The 15,523-nt window shown below is 71.3% G+C and carries 16 protein-coding genes; 3 read left to right on the top strand and 13 right to left on the bottom strand.

The window, feature by feature from the left end; all coding sequences use genetic code 11:
* Positions 1-80: 80 nt before the first annotated feature.
* The gene (locus ACZ7MX_RS25150) at positions 81-2,636 is read right to left on the bottom strand and encodes a DUF4118 domain-containing protein (RefSeq protein ID WP_472135494.1); all 2,556 of its coding nucleotides are present in this window, start codon (positions 2,634-2,636) and stop codon (positions 81-83) included.
* A 443-nt stretch (positions 2,637-3,079) separates the two neighbouring features.
* Here ACZ7MX_RS25150 and ACZ7MX_RS25145 point away from each other — a divergent pair, with 443 nt between their 5' ends.
* On the top strand, positions 3,080-3,613 hold the full coding sequence (locus tag ACZ7MX_RS25145) for a GNAT family N-acetyltransferase (protein WP_472135734.1): 534 nt from the start codon (positions 3,080-3,082) through the stop codon (positions 3,611-3,613).
* A 151-nt stretch (positions 3,614-3,764) separates the two neighbouring features.
* Here ACZ7MX_RS25145 and ACZ7MX_RS25140 read toward each other — a convergent pair whose 3' ends face one another.
* On the bottom strand, positions 3,765-4,340 hold the full coding sequence (locus tag ACZ7MX_RS25140) for a TetR/AcrR family transcriptional regulator (protein WP_472135493.1): 576 nt from the start codon (positions 4,338-4,340) through the stop codon (positions 3,765-3,767).
* Positions 4,341-4,487: 147 nt separating this feature from the next.
* On the opposite strand from ACZ7MX_RS25140, the gene ACZ7MX_RS25135 reads away from it, so the two are divergent.
* The gene (locus ACZ7MX_RS25135) at positions 4,488-4,934 is read left to right on the top strand and encodes an anthrone oxygenase family protein (protein ID WP_472135492.1); all 447 of its coding nucleotides are present in this window, start codon (positions 4,488-4,490) and stop codon (positions 4,932-4,934) included.
* A gap of 82 nt (positions 4,935-5,016) precedes the next feature.
* Here the strand turns inward: ACZ7MX_RS25135 and ACZ7MX_RS25130 are convergent, their stop codons facing one another.
* The 8 genes from ACZ7MX_RS25130 to ACZ7MX_RS25095 form a co-directional block, all read right to left on the bottom strand.
* Entirely contained in the window at positions 5,017-5,820 is an 804-nt protein-coding gene (locus ACZ7MX_RS25130) for an ABC transporter ATP-binding protein (RefSeq protein WP_472135491.1), read from the bottom strand.
* Between the two features lie 191 nt (positions 5,821-6,011).
* A complete protein-coding gene (kdpC, locus tag ACZ7MX_RS25125) occupies positions 6,012-6,683 on the bottom strand; it encodes a potassium-transporting ATPase subunit KdpC (protein WP_472135490.1) in 672 nt (223 codons plus the stop codon).
* A gap of 22 nt (positions 6,684-6,705) precedes the next feature.
* Positions 6,706-8,826, bottom strand: a complete 2,121-nt coding sequence (gene kdpB, locus ACZ7MX_RS25120; protein WP_472135489.1) for a potassium-transporting ATPase subunit KdpB — start codon at positions 8,824-8,826, stop codon at positions 6,706-6,708.
* 32 nt (positions 8,827-8,858) lie between these two features.
* The gene (gene kdpA / locus ACZ7MX_RS25115; RefSeq protein WP_472135733.1) at positions 8,859-10,574 is read right to left on the bottom strand and encodes a potassium-transporting ATPase subunit KdpA; all 1,716 of its coding nucleotides are present in this window, start codon (positions 10,572-10,574) and stop codon (positions 8,859-8,861) included.
* A gap of 31 nt (positions 10,575-10,605) precedes the next feature.
* Positions 10,606-10,695 (bottom strand): K(+)-transporting ATPase subunit F, encoded by a 90-nt coding sequence (gene kdpF / locus ACZ7MX_RS25110; RefSeq protein ID WP_037807896.1) that lies wholly within the window; start codon positions 10,693-10,695, stop codon positions 10,606-10,608.
* A 325-nt stretch (positions 10,696-11,020) separates the two neighbouring features.
* Positions 11,021-11,788, bottom strand: coding sequence for a DUF3710 domain-containing protein (locus ACZ7MX_RS25105; protein WP_472135488.1), 768 nt, complete (start codon positions 11,786-11,788; stop codon positions 11,021-11,023).
* A 1-nt stretch (position 11,789) separates the two neighbouring features.
* Positions 11,790-12,311 (bottom strand): dUTP diphosphatase, encoded by a 522-nt coding sequence (dut, locus tag ACZ7MX_RS25100; protein ID WP_030808268.1) that lies wholly within the window; start codon positions 12,309-12,311, stop codon positions 11,790-11,792.
* A complete protein-coding gene (locus ACZ7MX_RS25095; RefSeq protein WP_472135487.1) occupies positions 12,308-12,919 on the bottom strand; it encodes a PaaI family thioesterase in 612 nt (203 codons plus the stop codon). Before ACZ7MX_RS25095 ends, dut begins: the two co-directional genes overlap by 4 nt.
* Before the next feature lie 58 nt (positions 12,920-12,977).
* Here ACZ7MX_RS25095 and ACZ7MX_RS25090 point away from each other — a divergent pair, with 58 nt between their 5' ends.
* A complete protein-coding gene (locus ACZ7MX_RS25090) occupies positions 12,978-13,421 on the top strand; it encodes a DUF3093 domain-containing protein (RefSeq protein ID WP_472135486.1) in 444 nt (147 codons plus the stop codon).
* 54 nt (positions 13,422-13,475) lie between these two features.
* Here ACZ7MX_RS25090 and ACZ7MX_RS25085 read toward each other — a convergent pair whose 3' ends face one another.
* From ACZ7MX_RS25085 to ACZ7MX_RS25075, 3 genes are all read right to left on the bottom strand, one after another.
* Positions 13,476-14,246, bottom strand: coding sequence for a hypothetical protein (locus ACZ7MX_RS25085; protein ID WP_472135485.1), 771 nt, complete (start codon positions 14,244-14,246; stop codon positions 13,476-13,478).
* Positions 14,247-14,259: 13 nt separating this feature from the next.
* On the bottom strand, positions 14,260-14,562 hold the full coding sequence (locus ACZ7MX_RS25080) for a DUF4193 domain-containing protein (protein ID WP_016575747.1): 303 nt from the start codon (positions 14,560-14,562) through the stop codon (positions 14,260-14,262).
* A 536-nt stretch (positions 14,563-15,098) separates the two neighbouring features.
* On the bottom strand, positions 15,099-15,523 hold a 425-nt coding region (locus ACZ7MX_RS25075; RefSeq protein WP_472135484.1), incomplete at its 5' end, for a sensor histidine kinase.

Here is a 15,523-nt window from a genome sequence, read left to right as displayed (position 1 = left end):
GCGATCTCCTCGTGGTGTGGTGTCGTGTCCCGGCGGGGCGGGGTCGGTGCGGGTCATGTGGAGGGGTAGTGGGGTCCGGTTCATGTCGTGACCTGGGCCGGAAGGTCGGGGCGGACCGGCGGCCGGCCGCCCGCGGCCCGGAGCGTGAGGACCATCGTCATACCGCCTCCGGGCGTGTCCTCGGCGGCGAGCGTGCCGCCCATCGCCTCCGCGAAGCCCCGGGCCACGGCGAGCCCCAGCCCCACGCCGGCGCCGCGCGGGACGTCGCCGTAGCGCTGGAACGGCTCGAAGATCCGGTCCTTGGCGCTGTCGGGCACGCCCGGACCGCGGTCGGCGATCCGCAGCTCCACCCGGTCGCCGAGCGCGCTGGCCGCGACCAGCACCGTCTCCCCGTCCGGGCTGTACTTCACGGCGTTCTCGACGAGATTGGCGACCGAACGTTCCAGCAGCCCGGGGTCGACCGCGACGATCGGCAGCTCCTCCGGGATGTCCAGGGTGACGCTGCCCTCCGGTACGCCGCCCAGCGCCATCGGCACGACCTCGTCGAGGTCGATCTCGCGGATCAGCGGGGTGACCGTGCCGGTCTGCAGCCGGGACATGTCCAGGAGGTTGCCGACCAGGTGGTCCAGCCGGTCCGCGCCCGCCTCGATGCCCGCCAGCAGCTCCGCCTCGTCCTGGGGCGACCAGGCCACGTCGTCCGAGCGCAGGGAGGTGACCGAGGCCTTGATGCTCGCCAGCGGTGTCCGCAGGTCGTGGCTGACCGCGGCCAGCAGCGCCGTCCGGATGCGGTTGCCCTCGGCCAGCTCCCGGGCCCGTTCCGCCTCGCCGACCAGCCGCTGCCGGTCGAGCACGACGGCGGCCTGGGCGGCGAAGGCGGCCAGCACCCGGCGGTCCTCGGCGGGCAGCACCCGCCCGGTCAGCGCCAGCGCCATGTGGTCGCCCACCGGCATGTCGACGTCCGCGTCCTCGGGGCGCAGCAGCGGCCCGCCCTTGTCCGGGCCGCCGGCCCGGCCCGCGCAGGTCCACGGGTCGACGTCGCTGCGCCGCTCCAGCAGCGCCACGGTGTCCATGCCGAAGGTCTCCCGCACCCGCTCCAGCAGGGCGCTCAGCGTCGTCTCGCCGCGCAGCACACTGCCGGCGAGGAAGGACAGGATCTCCGACTCGGCGCGCAGCCGGGCCGCCTGGTGGGTGCGGCGGGCGGCGAGGTCCACCACCGAGGCGACCGACACCGCGACCGCGAAGAAGATCGCGATGGCGACGATGTTCTGCGGGTCGCTGATGGTGAGGGTGTGGGTCGGTGGCGTGAAGTAGAAGTTCAGCAGCAGCGAGCCGACCGCGGCCGACGCCAGCGCCGGCAGCTGCCCGCCGAGCAGCGCCGCCACGACGGTCAGGAAGAGGAACAGCAGGACGTCGTTGGCCAGCCCGGGGCCGTTGGCGAGGCCGGACAGCAGCAGCGAGAGCAGTGCCGGGCCCACCACGCCGACCAGCCAGCCGGCGATGATCCGGGCCCGTCCCAGCCGCGCACCGCGCGCCACCGGCAGCCCACGGCCCTTGGCGACCTCCTCGTGGGTGACGATGTGCACGTCGAGGTCCGGCCCCGATTCGCGGGCGACGGTCGCCCCGACGCCCGGGCCGAAGACGTACTGCCAGGTCTTGCGGCGGCTCGACCCCAGCACGATCTGCGTGGCGTTCACCCCGCGCGCAAACTCCAGCAGCGCACTCGGTATGTCGTCCCCGATGACGTGGTGGAAGGTCCCGCCGAGGTCCTCCACCAGCGTCCGCTGGACGGCGAGTTCCTTGGGCGAGGCGGAGGTCAGCCCGTCGCTGCGGGCTATGTAGACGGCGAGCACCTCGCTGCCCGAGCCCTTGGCCGCCATCCGGGCGGCACGGCGGATGAGCGTACGGCCTTCGGGACCCCCGGTCAGGCCGACCACGATCCGTTCGCGGGCCTGCCAGGTCGACCGGATCGAGTGCTCCGCCCGGTACTCCTGGAGGTACTCGTCGACACGGTCGGCGACCCAGAGGAGCGCCAGCTCGCGCAGCGCCGTGAGGTTGCCCGGCCGGAAGTAGTTCGACAGGGCGGCGTCCACCTTGTCGGGCTGGTAGATGTTGCCGTGCGCCATCCGGCGCCGGATCGCCTGTGGCGACATGTCGACCAGCTCGATCTGATCGGCCCGCCGCACCACCTCGTCCGGTACGGTCTCGCGCTGCCGGACGCCCGTTATGGCCTCCACGACGTCCCCGAGGGACTCCAGGTGCTGGATGTTCACCGTCGAGATGACATCGATGCCGGCTTCCAACAGCTCCTCGATGTCCTGCCAGCGCTTGGCGTTGCGCGAACCGGGCACGTTGGTGTGGGCCAACTCGTCGACCAGGGCCACGGCGGGCTTGCGGGCCAGCGCCGCGTCCACGTCCATTTCGGTGAAAACCGAGCCGCGGTACGTCAGCTCGCGGCGCTGGATCTGCTCCAGGCCGTGCAGCATGACCTCGGTACGGGGCCGCCCGTGGTGCTCGACGAACGCCACCGCGATGTCAGTGCCCCGCTCCACGCGCCGGTGCGCCTCGGACAGCATCGCGTAGGTCTTGCCGACGCCGGGCGCCGCCCCGAGATAGATCCGTAGCTTGCCGCGTGCCATGGCCCCATTGTCTTACGTGAAGGCCGCCCCCACCGGGCTGGCCTGCTGCGACCCTACCGACCCCACAAGGGAACAAAAGCCGCAGTTGACAACTTCACCCCCGGTCTTGACGCGACTCTGATACGGGGCTCCGACCCGGTCCGGCGCGGAGCTCCCGCTCGCCGCTCCACGGCCTCCGCTTCCGGCCCGCGGCTTGCGACCAGCGGCAACGACGGCCGCCTCCCGAGGTCCGTGGCCCTCCCCGGCGGTCCCCCTCCGTTCCACTCCCCCTCCGTTCCGCTCCCCCGCCCGCTCCGCGCCGTGGAAACACCTCGCGGGACGACGCGACCGACTGCGACGATGCCGTCATGACGGACACCGCGCCCGCATTCGAGCCCAGCACCGGCACCGGCACCGGCACCAGCCACTGCCCCGCGCCCGGCGGAGATCTGACGACGGGCCGCATGCCAACGGTGCGGGTCGCCCACACCGCCGATCTGGACGCCGCAACGCTCGGAGCGGTGCACGCCCTCCTCCACGACGTCTTCGACGATATGACCGAGGAGGACTGGGACCACGCCCTCGGCGGTCTGCACGCCCTGGCCTACGAGGACGGCGAACTCATCGGCCACGCCTCCGTGATCCAGCGCCGGCTGCTGCACGGCGGCCGGGCGCTGCGCTGCGGTTACGTCGAGGGGGTCGGCGTACGCGCGGACCGTCGCGGCCGCGGCCACGGAGCAGCCATGATGGCCGCGCTGGAACGAGTGATCCGCGCCGGATACGACCTCGGCGCGCTCGGCGCCTCCGACGAGGCCGCCGCCTTCTACGCCGCCCGCGGCTGGCAGCAGTGGCGCGGCCGCTCATGGACCCTCACCCCGTCCGGCGTCCGGCGCACCCCCGACGAGGACGACTGCCTCTACGTCCTGCCGACCCCCGCCGCCACGCTGGACCTCGACTCCGACCTCACCTGCGACTGGCGCGACGGCGACGTCTGGTAGCGGCGCGTGGGGCGAGGCTGACGCACCACCAGCGGGCGGGGATGGGTGACCGGTGGGTGACTGGTGGGTGACTGGTGGCCGGGGCCGGGGGCCGACCAGAGACAACCGGTAACCGGTAACCGCTGCCCGGCCGGGTCCAGCCGTATCCCCCTTACCGGGGAACGAAGCGGTCGACCAGGAGGGTGAGGCGGTCGGGGACCCGGTCGGCGGGCAGGCGTCCGGCGCGGGTGAGGGTGACCAGTCCGTGCAGCGCGGCCCAGAACGTCTCGACGAACAGCCCGGGTTCGTCGGGCTGCGCATGGCCGACGAGAGGGTCCAGCAGGGCCTGGAACGCCTCGCGCAGCGGCGCGGGCGTGGCCTCGTCGGCGAACGGGAGGCCGTTGTCGAGGCTGAACATCGCGTCGTACAGGGCGGGATTGCGCGCGGCGAAGTCGGTGTAGGCGCGGGCCAGCGCCGACACCGCCTCCCGGTCGGCGGGCCCGTCCGGCACCACGGCACGCAGCGCGGTCGTCAACTCGGCGAACCCCTCCAGCGCGACCGCTCCCACGATCTCCTTCTTGCCCCGGAAGTGGCTGTAGAGCACGGGCTGGCTGTACTCGATCTGCTCGGCGAGGCGGCGCGTGGTGACGGCGTCCCATCCGTGCGTCTCGGCCAGCTCGCGGGCCGTGGAGACGATCAGCTTGTGGCGGTTGGCCCGCTCGCGTTCCTTGCGTTCACGTACCGACATGCCCCGATGCTAGCACCGCTAGACAACAGAGCAACGTCACCTCTAGCATCGAACCAGAACCTAGCGCCGCTAGCAGATAGCGGATGCGCAGGCAGATGCTCGTCGCCGGCCGCTGGCCGCTGGCACTTCAAGCCCTTGGGAGGGGACATGCACAACGCACTGGCCGTCATCACGGTCGTCGTGGTCGGACTGATGGTGGGCGTGGAATTCGCGGTGGCGGTGTTCGTCAACCCGATCCTCGACCGGCTCCCGAACGACGGCGGGCTCGACGCCCGAAGCGACGGGGCACGCGTCCTCGGCCGGGTCATGCCGTTCTGGTACATCGGCTCGGTCGTCCTCGGCGCGGCATGGTCCGCACTGACATGGGGCGACCGGGGCGCCTCGCTCATCGCCGTGGGCACCGTGTTGCTCGTACTGAGCGTGGTGATGTCGATCCTGCTGCTCGTGCCGATCAACTCACGCGTCGCGACCTGGTCGAAGGAGGGCGTACCCGCCGACTGGAAGCAACAGGTGGGCCGTTGGGACCGCTTCCACTACGCCCGCGTGGCCGTCATCGTGCTCGCCTTCGTACTCTTCACGATCGCTCTCCTCTGACGCCACGTCGGTCCCGTGCTGCCCTCTGCCCTGCTGCCCCGGTTTTCAGCGGCACTCCGAGCCCGCCGGCCGCGGCCTCTGTTCACCGCGTCGCCCCTGGGCCGGTCTGACTGCGCTCACCCTCCTGGCCGTTTGCGTCCAGCTCCGTGATCAACCCGTCGTTCAGCGTCAGGACGCGGTCGGCCAGGCCCAGGAGGGTGTTGTCGTGGGTGGCGACCAGGGCCGTGACGCCCTCGCTGCGGACGACGGCGCGGAGGAGTTCCATCACCTCCCGACCCGTTTCTGCGTCGAGTTGGCCGGTGGGCTCGTCGGCTATGAGCAGGGCGGGGCGGTTGGCGAGGGCGCGGGCTATCGCGACGCGTTGTTGCTGGCCGCCGGAGAGTTCGCCCGGGCGCTGCCGGGCGTGGTCGGCGAGCCCTACCAGGGACAGCAGCAGCGCGACCCGTTCTTCTCGCTCACGCGCCGGGACCTTGCGGAGCCGCATGGGCACTCCGACGTTCTCGGCGGCGCTCAGGATCGGTATCAGCCCGAACGACTGGAAGACGAAGCCGATGCGGTCGCGGCGCAGTGCGAGCAGCCCAATCTCATCGAGTGCGGCGAGCGGGGTGCCGTCGACGGTGATCCGCCCCGAGTCCGGGGTGTCCAAGCCGCCGATGAGGTTGAGCAGTGTCGTCTTGCCGGACCCGGATCGGCCGCGCAGGGCGACCAGTTCGCCGCGTGGGACCCGGCAGGAGACTCCGCGGAGCGCGTGGACGGCGCCGGCTTCGCTGCCCTCACTGCCGTAACTGCGGTACACGTCCTCGACGACGACCATCGGGGCGGACCCGACCGCCTCCGCGCCGACTGTTCCTGACGCTGTGCCGGCTGTGCTTCCCCCGTTGTGCATGTGTGCTCCCCCACTCCCCTTGCGGCGTCGGTCCGCATCGGACCGACGCGCCGGCCGGCCCCCCGGCGGTGCCTGCCGATGGCGTCAGTATGCGGACACCGCAGTTCGGCAGGCAACGCCTGTGGATAACTCCCGGACGGGCCCGGGGAAAGGGAAGTTGGGCCGGTCCGAGGGTCAGTTCGGGTCCTCGTTCAGCCCCTCTCGCCCTGCCCCCGTGCCAGGTCCCGCAGTGCAACGTTCAGCTCCAGGACGTTCACCCGCGGTTCGCCGAGGAAGCCGAGGGTGCGGCCGGCCGTGTGGCGGGTGACGAGATGGTGCACCGTGGTTGCCGGGAGGTGGTTCTCCTTGGCGACGCGGTCGGCCTGGAGTTGCGCGTACGCCGGGGAGATGTCCGGGTCGAGCCCGGAGCCGGACGAGGTGACGGCGTCCGCGGGGACCTTCGACCCGGGGACGCCGTAGGTCTCGGCGACCCACTTCTTGCGTTCCTCGACCGCCTGGATCAGGTCGGTGTTGGTGGCGCCCAGGTTGGAGGCGCCGGAGACCTGCAGGTCGTACCGGGTGTTGACGCCGTTGGCCCGGTTGCTGCCCAGGCCCGCGGAGGGGCGCGGCTGGAAGAACCGCAGGTCGGGGATGGGGTTGCCGTGTTTGTCGGTGCCCTTGTCGTAGCGCTGGCCGAGGAGCAATGAGCCGACGGCCCTGCCGTGGGAGCGGACCTCGGAGCCGTTGGCCCGGTCGGGGAAGGCCGCCTGGGCCACGCCGGTGACCACCAGCGGGTAGATGACGCCGCACACCACGGTCAGGACGAGCAGGGCGCGCAGGCCGGCGCCGATCAACCGGGCGGTGTTGCGTAGCGAGTTGTTCATGGCGGTTACCACGCTTTCCGCATCAGTGCAGCCCGGGGATGAGGGAGAGGAGCAGGTCGATGAGTTTGATGCCGAGGAAGGGGGCGATCAGCCCGCCGAGGCCGTAGACGGTCAGGTTGCGGCGGAGCATCCGGTCGGCGCTGACCGGGCGGTACTGCACTCCCTTGAGGGCGAGTGGCACCAGCGCGATGATGATCAGCGCGTTGAAGATGATCGCCGACAGGATGGCGGAGTTGGGGCTGGACAGCCGCATGATGTTGAGGCTGTCCAGGCCCGGGTAGGCCACCGCGAACATCGCCGGGATGATGGCGAAGTACTTGGCGACGTCGTTGGCGATCGAGAAGGTGGTCAGCGCGCCCCGGGTGATCAGGAGCTGTTTGCCGATCTCGACGATTTCGATGAGCTTGGTCGGGTTGGAGTCGAGGTCGACCATGTTTCCGGCCTCCTTGGCGGCCGACGTACCGGTGTTCATCGCCACGCCGACGTCCGCCTGGGCCAGGGCCGGGGCGTCGTTGGTGCCGTCACCGGTCATCGCGACGAGCTTGCCGCCGGCCTGTTCGCGCTTGATGAGCGCCATCTTGTCCTCGGGCGTGGCCTCGGCGAGGAAGTCGTCCACGCCGGCCTCGTCGGCGATGGCCTTTGCCGTCAGCGGGTTGTCGCCCGTGATCATGACGGTCCTGATGCCCATCCTGCGCAGTTCGGCGAAGCGTTCGCGCATGCCCTCCTTGACGACGTCCTTGAGGTGGATGACGCCCAGGACGCGCGGCCCGTGCTCGTCCTCCAGGGCGACCAGCAGCGGCGTGCCGCCGGCCTGGGAGATGGTGTCGGTGAGCTGCCGGGCGTCCTCGGCGACCTCGCCGCCGCGCTCCTCGACCCAGGCGATGACGGAACCGGTCGCCCCCTTGCGGATCTTGCGGTGGCGGCCCTCCTCGGTGACGTCCACGCCCGACATCCGGGTCTGCGCGGTGAACGGCACCCATTCCGCGTCCACCAGCTCGCCCTGGTGCCGTTCGCGCAGGCCGTACTTCTCCTTGGCGAGCACGACGATCGAACGGCCCTCGGGCGTCTCGTCGGCCAGCGAGGAGAGCTGCGCGGCGTCCGCCACCTCGGCCTCCGTCGTGCCGCGTACGGGGACGAACCCGGCGGCCTGGCGGTTGCCGAGGGTGATGGTGCCGGTCTTGTCGAGCAGCAGCGTCGAGACGTCACCGGCGGCCTCGACCGCCCGGCCCGACATGGCCAGGACGTTGCGCTGGACGAGCCGGTCCATGCCGGCGATGCCGATGGCCGAGAGCAGGGCGCCGATGGTCGTCGGGATCAGGCAGACCAGCAGCGCGAGCAGCACGATCACGGGCTGTTCGGCGCCCGCGTAGAGCGCGAACGGCTGGAGGGTGACGACGGCCAGCAGGAAGACGATGGTGAGCGAGGCGAGCAGGATGTTGAGCGCGATCTCGTTGGGGGTCTTCTGCCGTGCGGCGCCTTCGACGAGGTTGATCATCCGGTCGATGAAGGTCTCACCGGGCCTTGTGGTGATCTTGATGACGATGCGGTCGGAGAGCACCTTCGTCCCGCCGGTGACGGCCGAACGGTCGCCGCCGGACTCGCGGATGACCGGGGCGGATTCGCCGGTGATGGCGGACTCGTCGACGGACGCGACGCCTTCGACGACGTCGCCGTCACCGGGGATGATGTCACCGGCCTCGCAGACGACGAGGTCGCCGATGCGCAGTGCGGTGCCGGGGACCTGCTCCTCCATGCCTTCGTTCAGCCGGCGCGCCACGGTGTCGGTCTTGGCCTTGCGCAGGGTGTCGGCCTGGGCCTTGCCGCGGCCCTCGGCGACCGCCTCGGCCAGGTTGGCGAAGATCACGGTCAGCCACAGCCAGCCGGCGATCGCCCAGCCGAACCAGTCCCCGGGGGACAGGCAGGCGAAGACCGTGGTGAGGACGGAGCCGACCTCGACCACGAATATCACGGGGGACGTGACCATCACCCGCGGGTCGAGCTTGCGCAGCGCGTCCGGCAGGGACCTGACCAGCTGCCGGGGATCGAAGAGGCCGCCGCCGACGCGGCCGTCGCCGGGCCGGTGCCCGCTGGGGGCGTCCTGGTGCGGGGCGCGGGTCGGCGTGGCGGTCGGGGTGGTGGTCATGGAGCCGGGCTCCTCAGGTTTGGCGGGGGCGGTCATGACAGGCCCTCCGCCAGCGGGCCGAGTGCCAGCGCCGGGAAGTAGGTCAGACCGGTGATGATCAGGATGGTGCCGACGAGCAGCCCGGCGAAGAGCGGCTTCTCTGTGCGCAGGGTTCCGGCGGTCTCCGGGATCGGCTGCTGCTCGGCGAGCGAGCCGGCCAGCGCGAGGACGAACACCATCGGCAGGAAGCGGCCGAGCAGCATGGCCAGCCCGATCGTGGTGTTGTACCAGGGGGTGTCGGCGTTGAGGCCGGCGAAGGCGGAGCCGTTGTTGTTGGCGCCGGAGGTGAAGGCGTACAGGACCTCGGAGAAGCCGTGCGAACCGGCGCCCAGGGCCTTGGTGTTGAGCATCGAGCCCAGTGCGTCGGGCAGCACCATCGAGGCGGCGGTGAAGCCGAGGACCAGCGTCGGGGTGACGAGGAGGTAGCAGGCGGCGAGCTTGATCTCGCGGGTGCCGATCTTCTTGCCGAGGTACTCGGGTGTGCGGCCCACCATCAGGCCGGCGATGAACACCGCGATGACGGCCATGATCAGCATGCCGTAGAGGCCGGAGCCGACGCCGCCGGGGGCGATCTCGCCCAGCATCATGCCGAGCAGTTGGAGGCCGCCGCCGAAGGCGGTGAAGGAGGAGTGGAAGGAGTCGACCGCGCCGGTGGAGGTGAGGGTGGTGGCGACCGAGAAGATCGCCGAGGAGCCCACGCCGAAGCGGGTCTCCTTGCCCTCCATGGCGGCGCCCGCGGCCTGCAGGGCCGGGCCGCCGTGCGCGAACTCGGTCCACATCATCAGGGCGGTGCAGCCGAGCCAGATGACGCCCATGGTGGCGAGGAGGGCGTACCCCTGCCTGACGTTGCCGACGAGCGTGCCGAAGGTCCGGGTCAGCGCGAACGGGATGACCAGGATCAGGAAGATCTCGAAGAGGTTGGTGAAGGCGGTGGGGTTCTCGAAGGGGTGGGCGGAGTTGGCGTTGAAGTAGCCGCCTCCGTTGGTGCCCAGTTCCTTGATGACCTCCTGGGAGGCGACCGCACCGCCGTTGGTCTGCCGGTGCCCGCCCATGGCGTGTCCGTGCACGAGCTGTCCGGCATCGTGGATGCCGGAGAAGTTCTGGACGGCGCCGCAGGCGACCAGGACGACGGCGCCGATGACGGCGATCGGCAGGAGGACGCGGACGGTGCCGCGGACCAGGTCGGCCCAGAAGTTTCCGAGTTCGCCGGTGCGCCCGCCGGTGCGCCGGCCAGGAACGCCGTGGGCGAAGCCGCGGACCAGGGCGATCGCGACGGCCATGCCGGTGGCCGCGGACACGAAGTTCTGCACCGCGAGGCCGGCGGTCTGCACGACGTGGCCCATGGCCTGCTCGCCGCTGTAGGACTGCCAGTTGGTGTTGGTGACGAACGACGCGGCGGTGTTGAACGCCTGGTCGGGGCTGATCGACGCGAACCCGAGGGACAGTGGCAGACCGCTCTGGAGACGCTGCAGGAGGTAGAGGAAGAGCACCCCGACCGCGGAGAAGGCCAGCACCCCGCGCAGGTAGGCGGGCCAGCGCATCCGGGCGTCCGGGTCGGCGCCGATGCAGCGGTAGAGGACCTTCTCGACGCGGAGGTGCCGCGGGGAGCTGTAGACGGCGGCCATGTGGTCGCCGAGGGGGCGGTACGCCAGGGCGAGGGCCGCGATGAGCGCCGTCAGCTGGAGCACGCCGGCGAGGACGGGGCTCAGCGGGCCCGCCGGGGAGGCAGCGGTGATCACCTCAGAACCTCTCCGGGAAAACGAGGGCGAGGACGAGGTATCCCAGCAGGGCGACGGCGACGATGAGGCCGACCGCGTTCTCGACGGTCACAGCTTCGCCACCCCCCTGGCGACGAGGGCCACCAGCGCGAAGACCGCGATCGTGACGAGGACGAAGGCCACGTCGGCCATCGGGTGCTCCTAGAGGGACGGGGAGTTCGGACCCCTAGAGCAAACCGTCCGCATGACTGTTCCTGACCGGCGTTGACGCCTCCCTTACGGCCATTGGCGCCCCCTTGACGGATTCCCTACGCCGCTCGGCCTGACCTGCACAAACACGGCGGGCCCGCACCCCTCCAAGGGGGTGCGGGCCCGTATGACCGTCGGGTTCCGGCCGGTCCTGGCGCCCTTGCGGGCCCGGCCGGCCGGACCGGGTGTCAGCGGATCTCCGTGATCTCCGGTCCGCGCTCCAGACGCTCCACGCCGCCGCCGAAGCGGGACTGCTCGGCCGGCTCCTGCTGCACGCCGTCCGGCACCATCTGGGCGTCGTCCGGCAGCTTCAGGACGATCGGGTCGCGCGGCGCCATGGGGCCCTCGCCGCGGACGATGACGGTGTCCCGGAAGATGTGCTCCAGCACGCCCGCGGCCTGCGGCTGCACCGCGCCCTGGCCGGAGATCACGCCGCGCAGGAACCACCGGGGGCCGTCCACGCCGACGAAGCGCACGACCTGCACGCCGTTCGTGCCGTCCGGCAGCTGTACCGGCACCTGGGCGCGCAGCTCCCAGCCCAGCGGGCCCTCGACCTCGTCGATGACCCCGCCCTGCTGGGTGATGCCGGCCGCGATCTCCTCGCGGACCTCGCCCCAGATCCCCTCGTTGCGGGGAGCGGCGAACGCCTGCAGCTGTACGGCGCTGTCCTGCAGCACCACCGTCGCGGCGACGATCGCGTCACCGGCGACCTCCACCCGCAGCTCCATGCCCTCGACCCCGGGCACGAACAGTCCGCCGAGGTCGACCCGGCCCTCGCCGGGGTTGGTGACCTCGGAGGAGTCCCACGGCCCGTCGGGGCGCGGCGCGGGCGGAAGATTGACCCGGCTCTGCTCCTCGTCGCTGACCTCCTCGGCCGGCGCGCGCGTCACCGTCTCGTCGGCGAGCCCCGCTGCCGACTCCTCAGGAGTCTTGTTTTTCTTGCGACGTCCGAACACGTCACTGTCCTTCCCGGTCGGCACCGACCGCTGCGTATTCATTCCCGCCCGTGGAGCCGCCCACCGCCGCATGACCGCCGGTGGAACCGAATCCCCCCTCGGCCCGCGCCGAGCCGGGAAGTTCCGCCACCTCGTGGAAGCGCACCTTCTCGACCTGCTGGACGACAAGTTGGGCGATCCGGTCGAACCTCTCGAACCGCACGGTCTCCCGCGGGTCCAGATTGACCACGATCACCTTGATCTCTCCACGGTACCCGGCATCCACCGTCCCCGGGGCATTCACGAGCGCCAGTCCGCAGCGCGCGGCGAGCCCGGACCGCGGGTGCACGAACGCCGCGTAGCCGTCGGGCAGCGCGATCGCCACGCCGGTGGGCAGCACCGTGCGCTCCCCCGGCGCCAGCTCGGCCGCCTCGGTGGTCACCAGATCGACGCCGGCGTCGCCCGGATGCCCGTACGCCGGAACGGGCACCTCCGGGTCGAGCCGCCGCAGCAGTACGTCGACGGGGTTGCGTACCTCACTCACGGGTTCACCTCGAAGGCTCGCGCGCGCTTGACCTGGTCCGGGTCGGCCATCGCCGCCTGGATCTCCTCGGTCCTTCCGTTCTCGATGAAGTGGTCGACCTTCACCTCGATGAAGAGGGCGTCGGCGCGCACCGCGACCGGGCCGTCCGGACCGCCTATGCGTCCCACCGCCGTCGAGTAGATCTTCCGCCCGTGCACCGCGGTGACCCGCGCGTCCAGGTGCAGCACCGTGCCGAGCGGCACCGGCCGTACGAAGTCGGTCTCCAGCCGGCCGGTCACCGCGATGACCCGCAGCAGCCAGTTCAGCGAGCCGAGCGTCTCGTCGAGGGCGGTGGCCAGCACTCCGCCGTGGGCCAGGCCCGGGGCGCCCTGGTGGGCCTCCTTGACCGTGAACTCGGCCCGGACGCTCACGCCCTCGCCGGCCCGCGCCTCCAGGTGCAGACCGTGCGGCTGGCCGGTGCCACAGCCGAAGCAGCGGTCGTAGTGCGCGCCGAGGAGCTCGCCGGGCGCCGGCGCCTCGGCGTGCCGGACCGGAGCGACGGCATCCGGCGGCGGCGTCAGCCCCGGCCGCCCCGGCAGCCCCGGCTTCGTTGCGTCAGTTCCACTCACGAGTGCAGACCCTACCCGCGTGGGTAAGGGGCCCGCGCCGCCGTGCCAAGCTGGAGCCATGCAGCCGTACGAAGAACGTCTCACCGCGCCGCGGTCCTGGTGGCTGATCGCCGGACTGATCGGCGTCGCCTGTGCCCTGATGCTGCTCCCGGTGGGGACGCTGCCGATGCTCGGCGGGCTGATCGGCGGGGCGGCGCTGTCCGCCGTGGCGGTGAGCGCGTACGGGTCGGTGCGGATCCGGGTGGTGGGCGGTGCGCTGATCGCCGGTGACGCGAAGATCCCGGCGTCGGCGCTGGGCGAGGCCCGGGCGCTGGACGCGGCGGAGGCGCTGGCCTGGCGGACGCACAAGGCCGATGCCCGGGCGTTCATGCTGCTCCGCAGCTATGTGCCGACCGCGGTGCGGGTGGAGATCACGGACCCGGACGACCCGACGCCGTACGCCTATCTGTCGACGCGGGACCCGGAGCGTCTGGTGGCGGCCCTGACGGCCGTACGCGCCTGACGCGCAGGCCGGGTTCATCGGGCCGGGGGCGCCGTTCCCCTTCAGCGGTCCGCTTCAGTCGGCGGGCGGGAGCGGGACCGGTCCGGGCGGCGGGGACGCGGGGACGGCGTCGGGCAGCGCGTCCCAGGGCACCTGCTTGGCCCGCAGGTCCTTGCGGATCTTCTTCGCCACTCTTCTGGTGTCGCGGCGGTTCATGACCCCGCCGACGGTGGCGCCCACCATGAACGGGGTGAGGCTGGGGAGGTTGCGCAGCGTGCGCTTCATGATCTGCTGACGCAGTTCGCGCTTCATCTGCCCGCCGAGCGCGGCGTTCAGCGACGCCGGTTTCGCGATGTCGATGCCCCGCTCCTCCGTCCAGGACGTCAGAGCGGCCATCGCGCGCTGGCGGAGGTTCCCGGGCGGCCGCAGGCCGTAGACCTCGTGCAGCTCGGCGATGAGCTTGAGCTCGATCACGGCGACGCCGATGATCTCGGTGGCCAGCTCGGCCGGCATGGCGGGCGGTACGGGCAGCATGGCTGCCGCGCCCACGCCCGCTCCGACGGTGGCGGTCCCCGCACAGGCGCCCGCGACGAGCTTGTCGGCGAGTTCCTCGGGGGTCAGTCCGGGGAACTGGGCGCGCAAAGTGGCGAGGTCGCGAACCGGGATCCGCGGGGCGATCTCGATGATCCGGTCGGCGATCGCGGCGATCGTCGCCCGCACCCGGCCGCGCCGGACCAGGGCGGTCGGGTCGGCGGGCACGGGCGCGGTTTCGTCGCGTGATCGTGCGCCGGCCGCCGGACCTTGGCCGCCCTCGTGACGCTTGCGGAACGGGTTCACGCCAGCCACGGCGTAGACCGGCTCAGGCCGCGCAGTCGCGGCAGATCGGGTTGCCGTTCTTGTCCTCCGCGGCCAGCTGGCTGCGGTGGTGCACCAGGAAGCAGCTCATGCACGTGAACTCGTCCTGCTGCTTGGGCAGCACGCGCACCGCGAGCTCTTCGTTGGACAGGTCGGCGCCGGGGAGCTCCAGGCCCTCGGCCTGCTCGAACTCGTCGACGTCGACGGCCGAGGCGGACTTGTCGTTCCGCCGCGACTTCAGCTCCTCGATGCTGTCCTCGTTGAGGTCGTCGTCGGTCTTGCGTGGAGTGTCGTAATCCGTAGCCATTTTCGCTCTCCCCCTCTGGGTGTCTGCGGTGTCTCAGCGCTCGTAACGCGTGAGAGGCCGGACTTGTGCCCGACCTGAGGCGGAGATTTTGCCTCACATCAAGGTCTGTTACTCAATCGACACCCAACCGCACCCCTGAAGAGGTGATCGGTTTGGATGGCGATCAGGACCGTACACGGTCCGAATGTCGCACCTCGCGCAGCCCATCACCTCTACTTCCCGTGATCCGGGGCCCGGGAAACCCGGACTTCCCCGGCATTCCACCTGGGCTTTTGATCACGGAGCGTAGATGGCTGGAAATTCGCGTCTGTGAGCGATCACACACGCGCCGACCGGCTGGTGGACCGGTCCAATTCCGCGCAAAGCGAACGTGGCGAAGGATCGCTCCCCGCCCCCCTATTCGTCAAACCGAACCCCGCCGGCCGACCTCCCTGATGTACGGCCGCGAGACGGGCGATCGTACCTACGAAGGTCCGTGGCTGGTCAGGGCGGTGCCGGACGGCTCCAGCGGCCGCACAGCCGCCTTGCCGAGGGCCTCACAGCGGCAGCACCACCCGCATCACGAGACCACCTCCCTCACGGGGCTCGGCGGTGATGGTGCCGTCGTGTGCGCGGACCACCGAGCGGACGATGGACAGGCCCAGGCCGACGCCCTTGTCGCTGCCGGTGCGCTCGGTGCGCAGCCGGCGGAACGGCTCGAAGAGGTTCTCCACCTCATAGGCGGGGACCACCGGCCCGGTGTTGGTGACCACCAGCACCGCACACCCCGGCTGCGGCTCGGTACTCACCTCCACCCAACCGTCCTCGGGCACGTTGTAGCGCACCGCGTTCTGCACCAGGTTCAGGGCGATGCGTTCCAGCAGCACGCCGTTGCCCTGGACGAAGGCCTGCTGGCGGACCCCGCGCAGCGCGATGCCCTTGGCCTGCGCCTCCTCACGGATCTGGTCCACGGCCTGAGCGG

Source organism: Streptomyces sp. NPDC107765 (assembly GCF_055657085.1).
The sequence above is the reverse complement of the archived record's forward strand: the minus strand, read 5'-3'. Positions and strand labels throughout refer to the sequence as shown.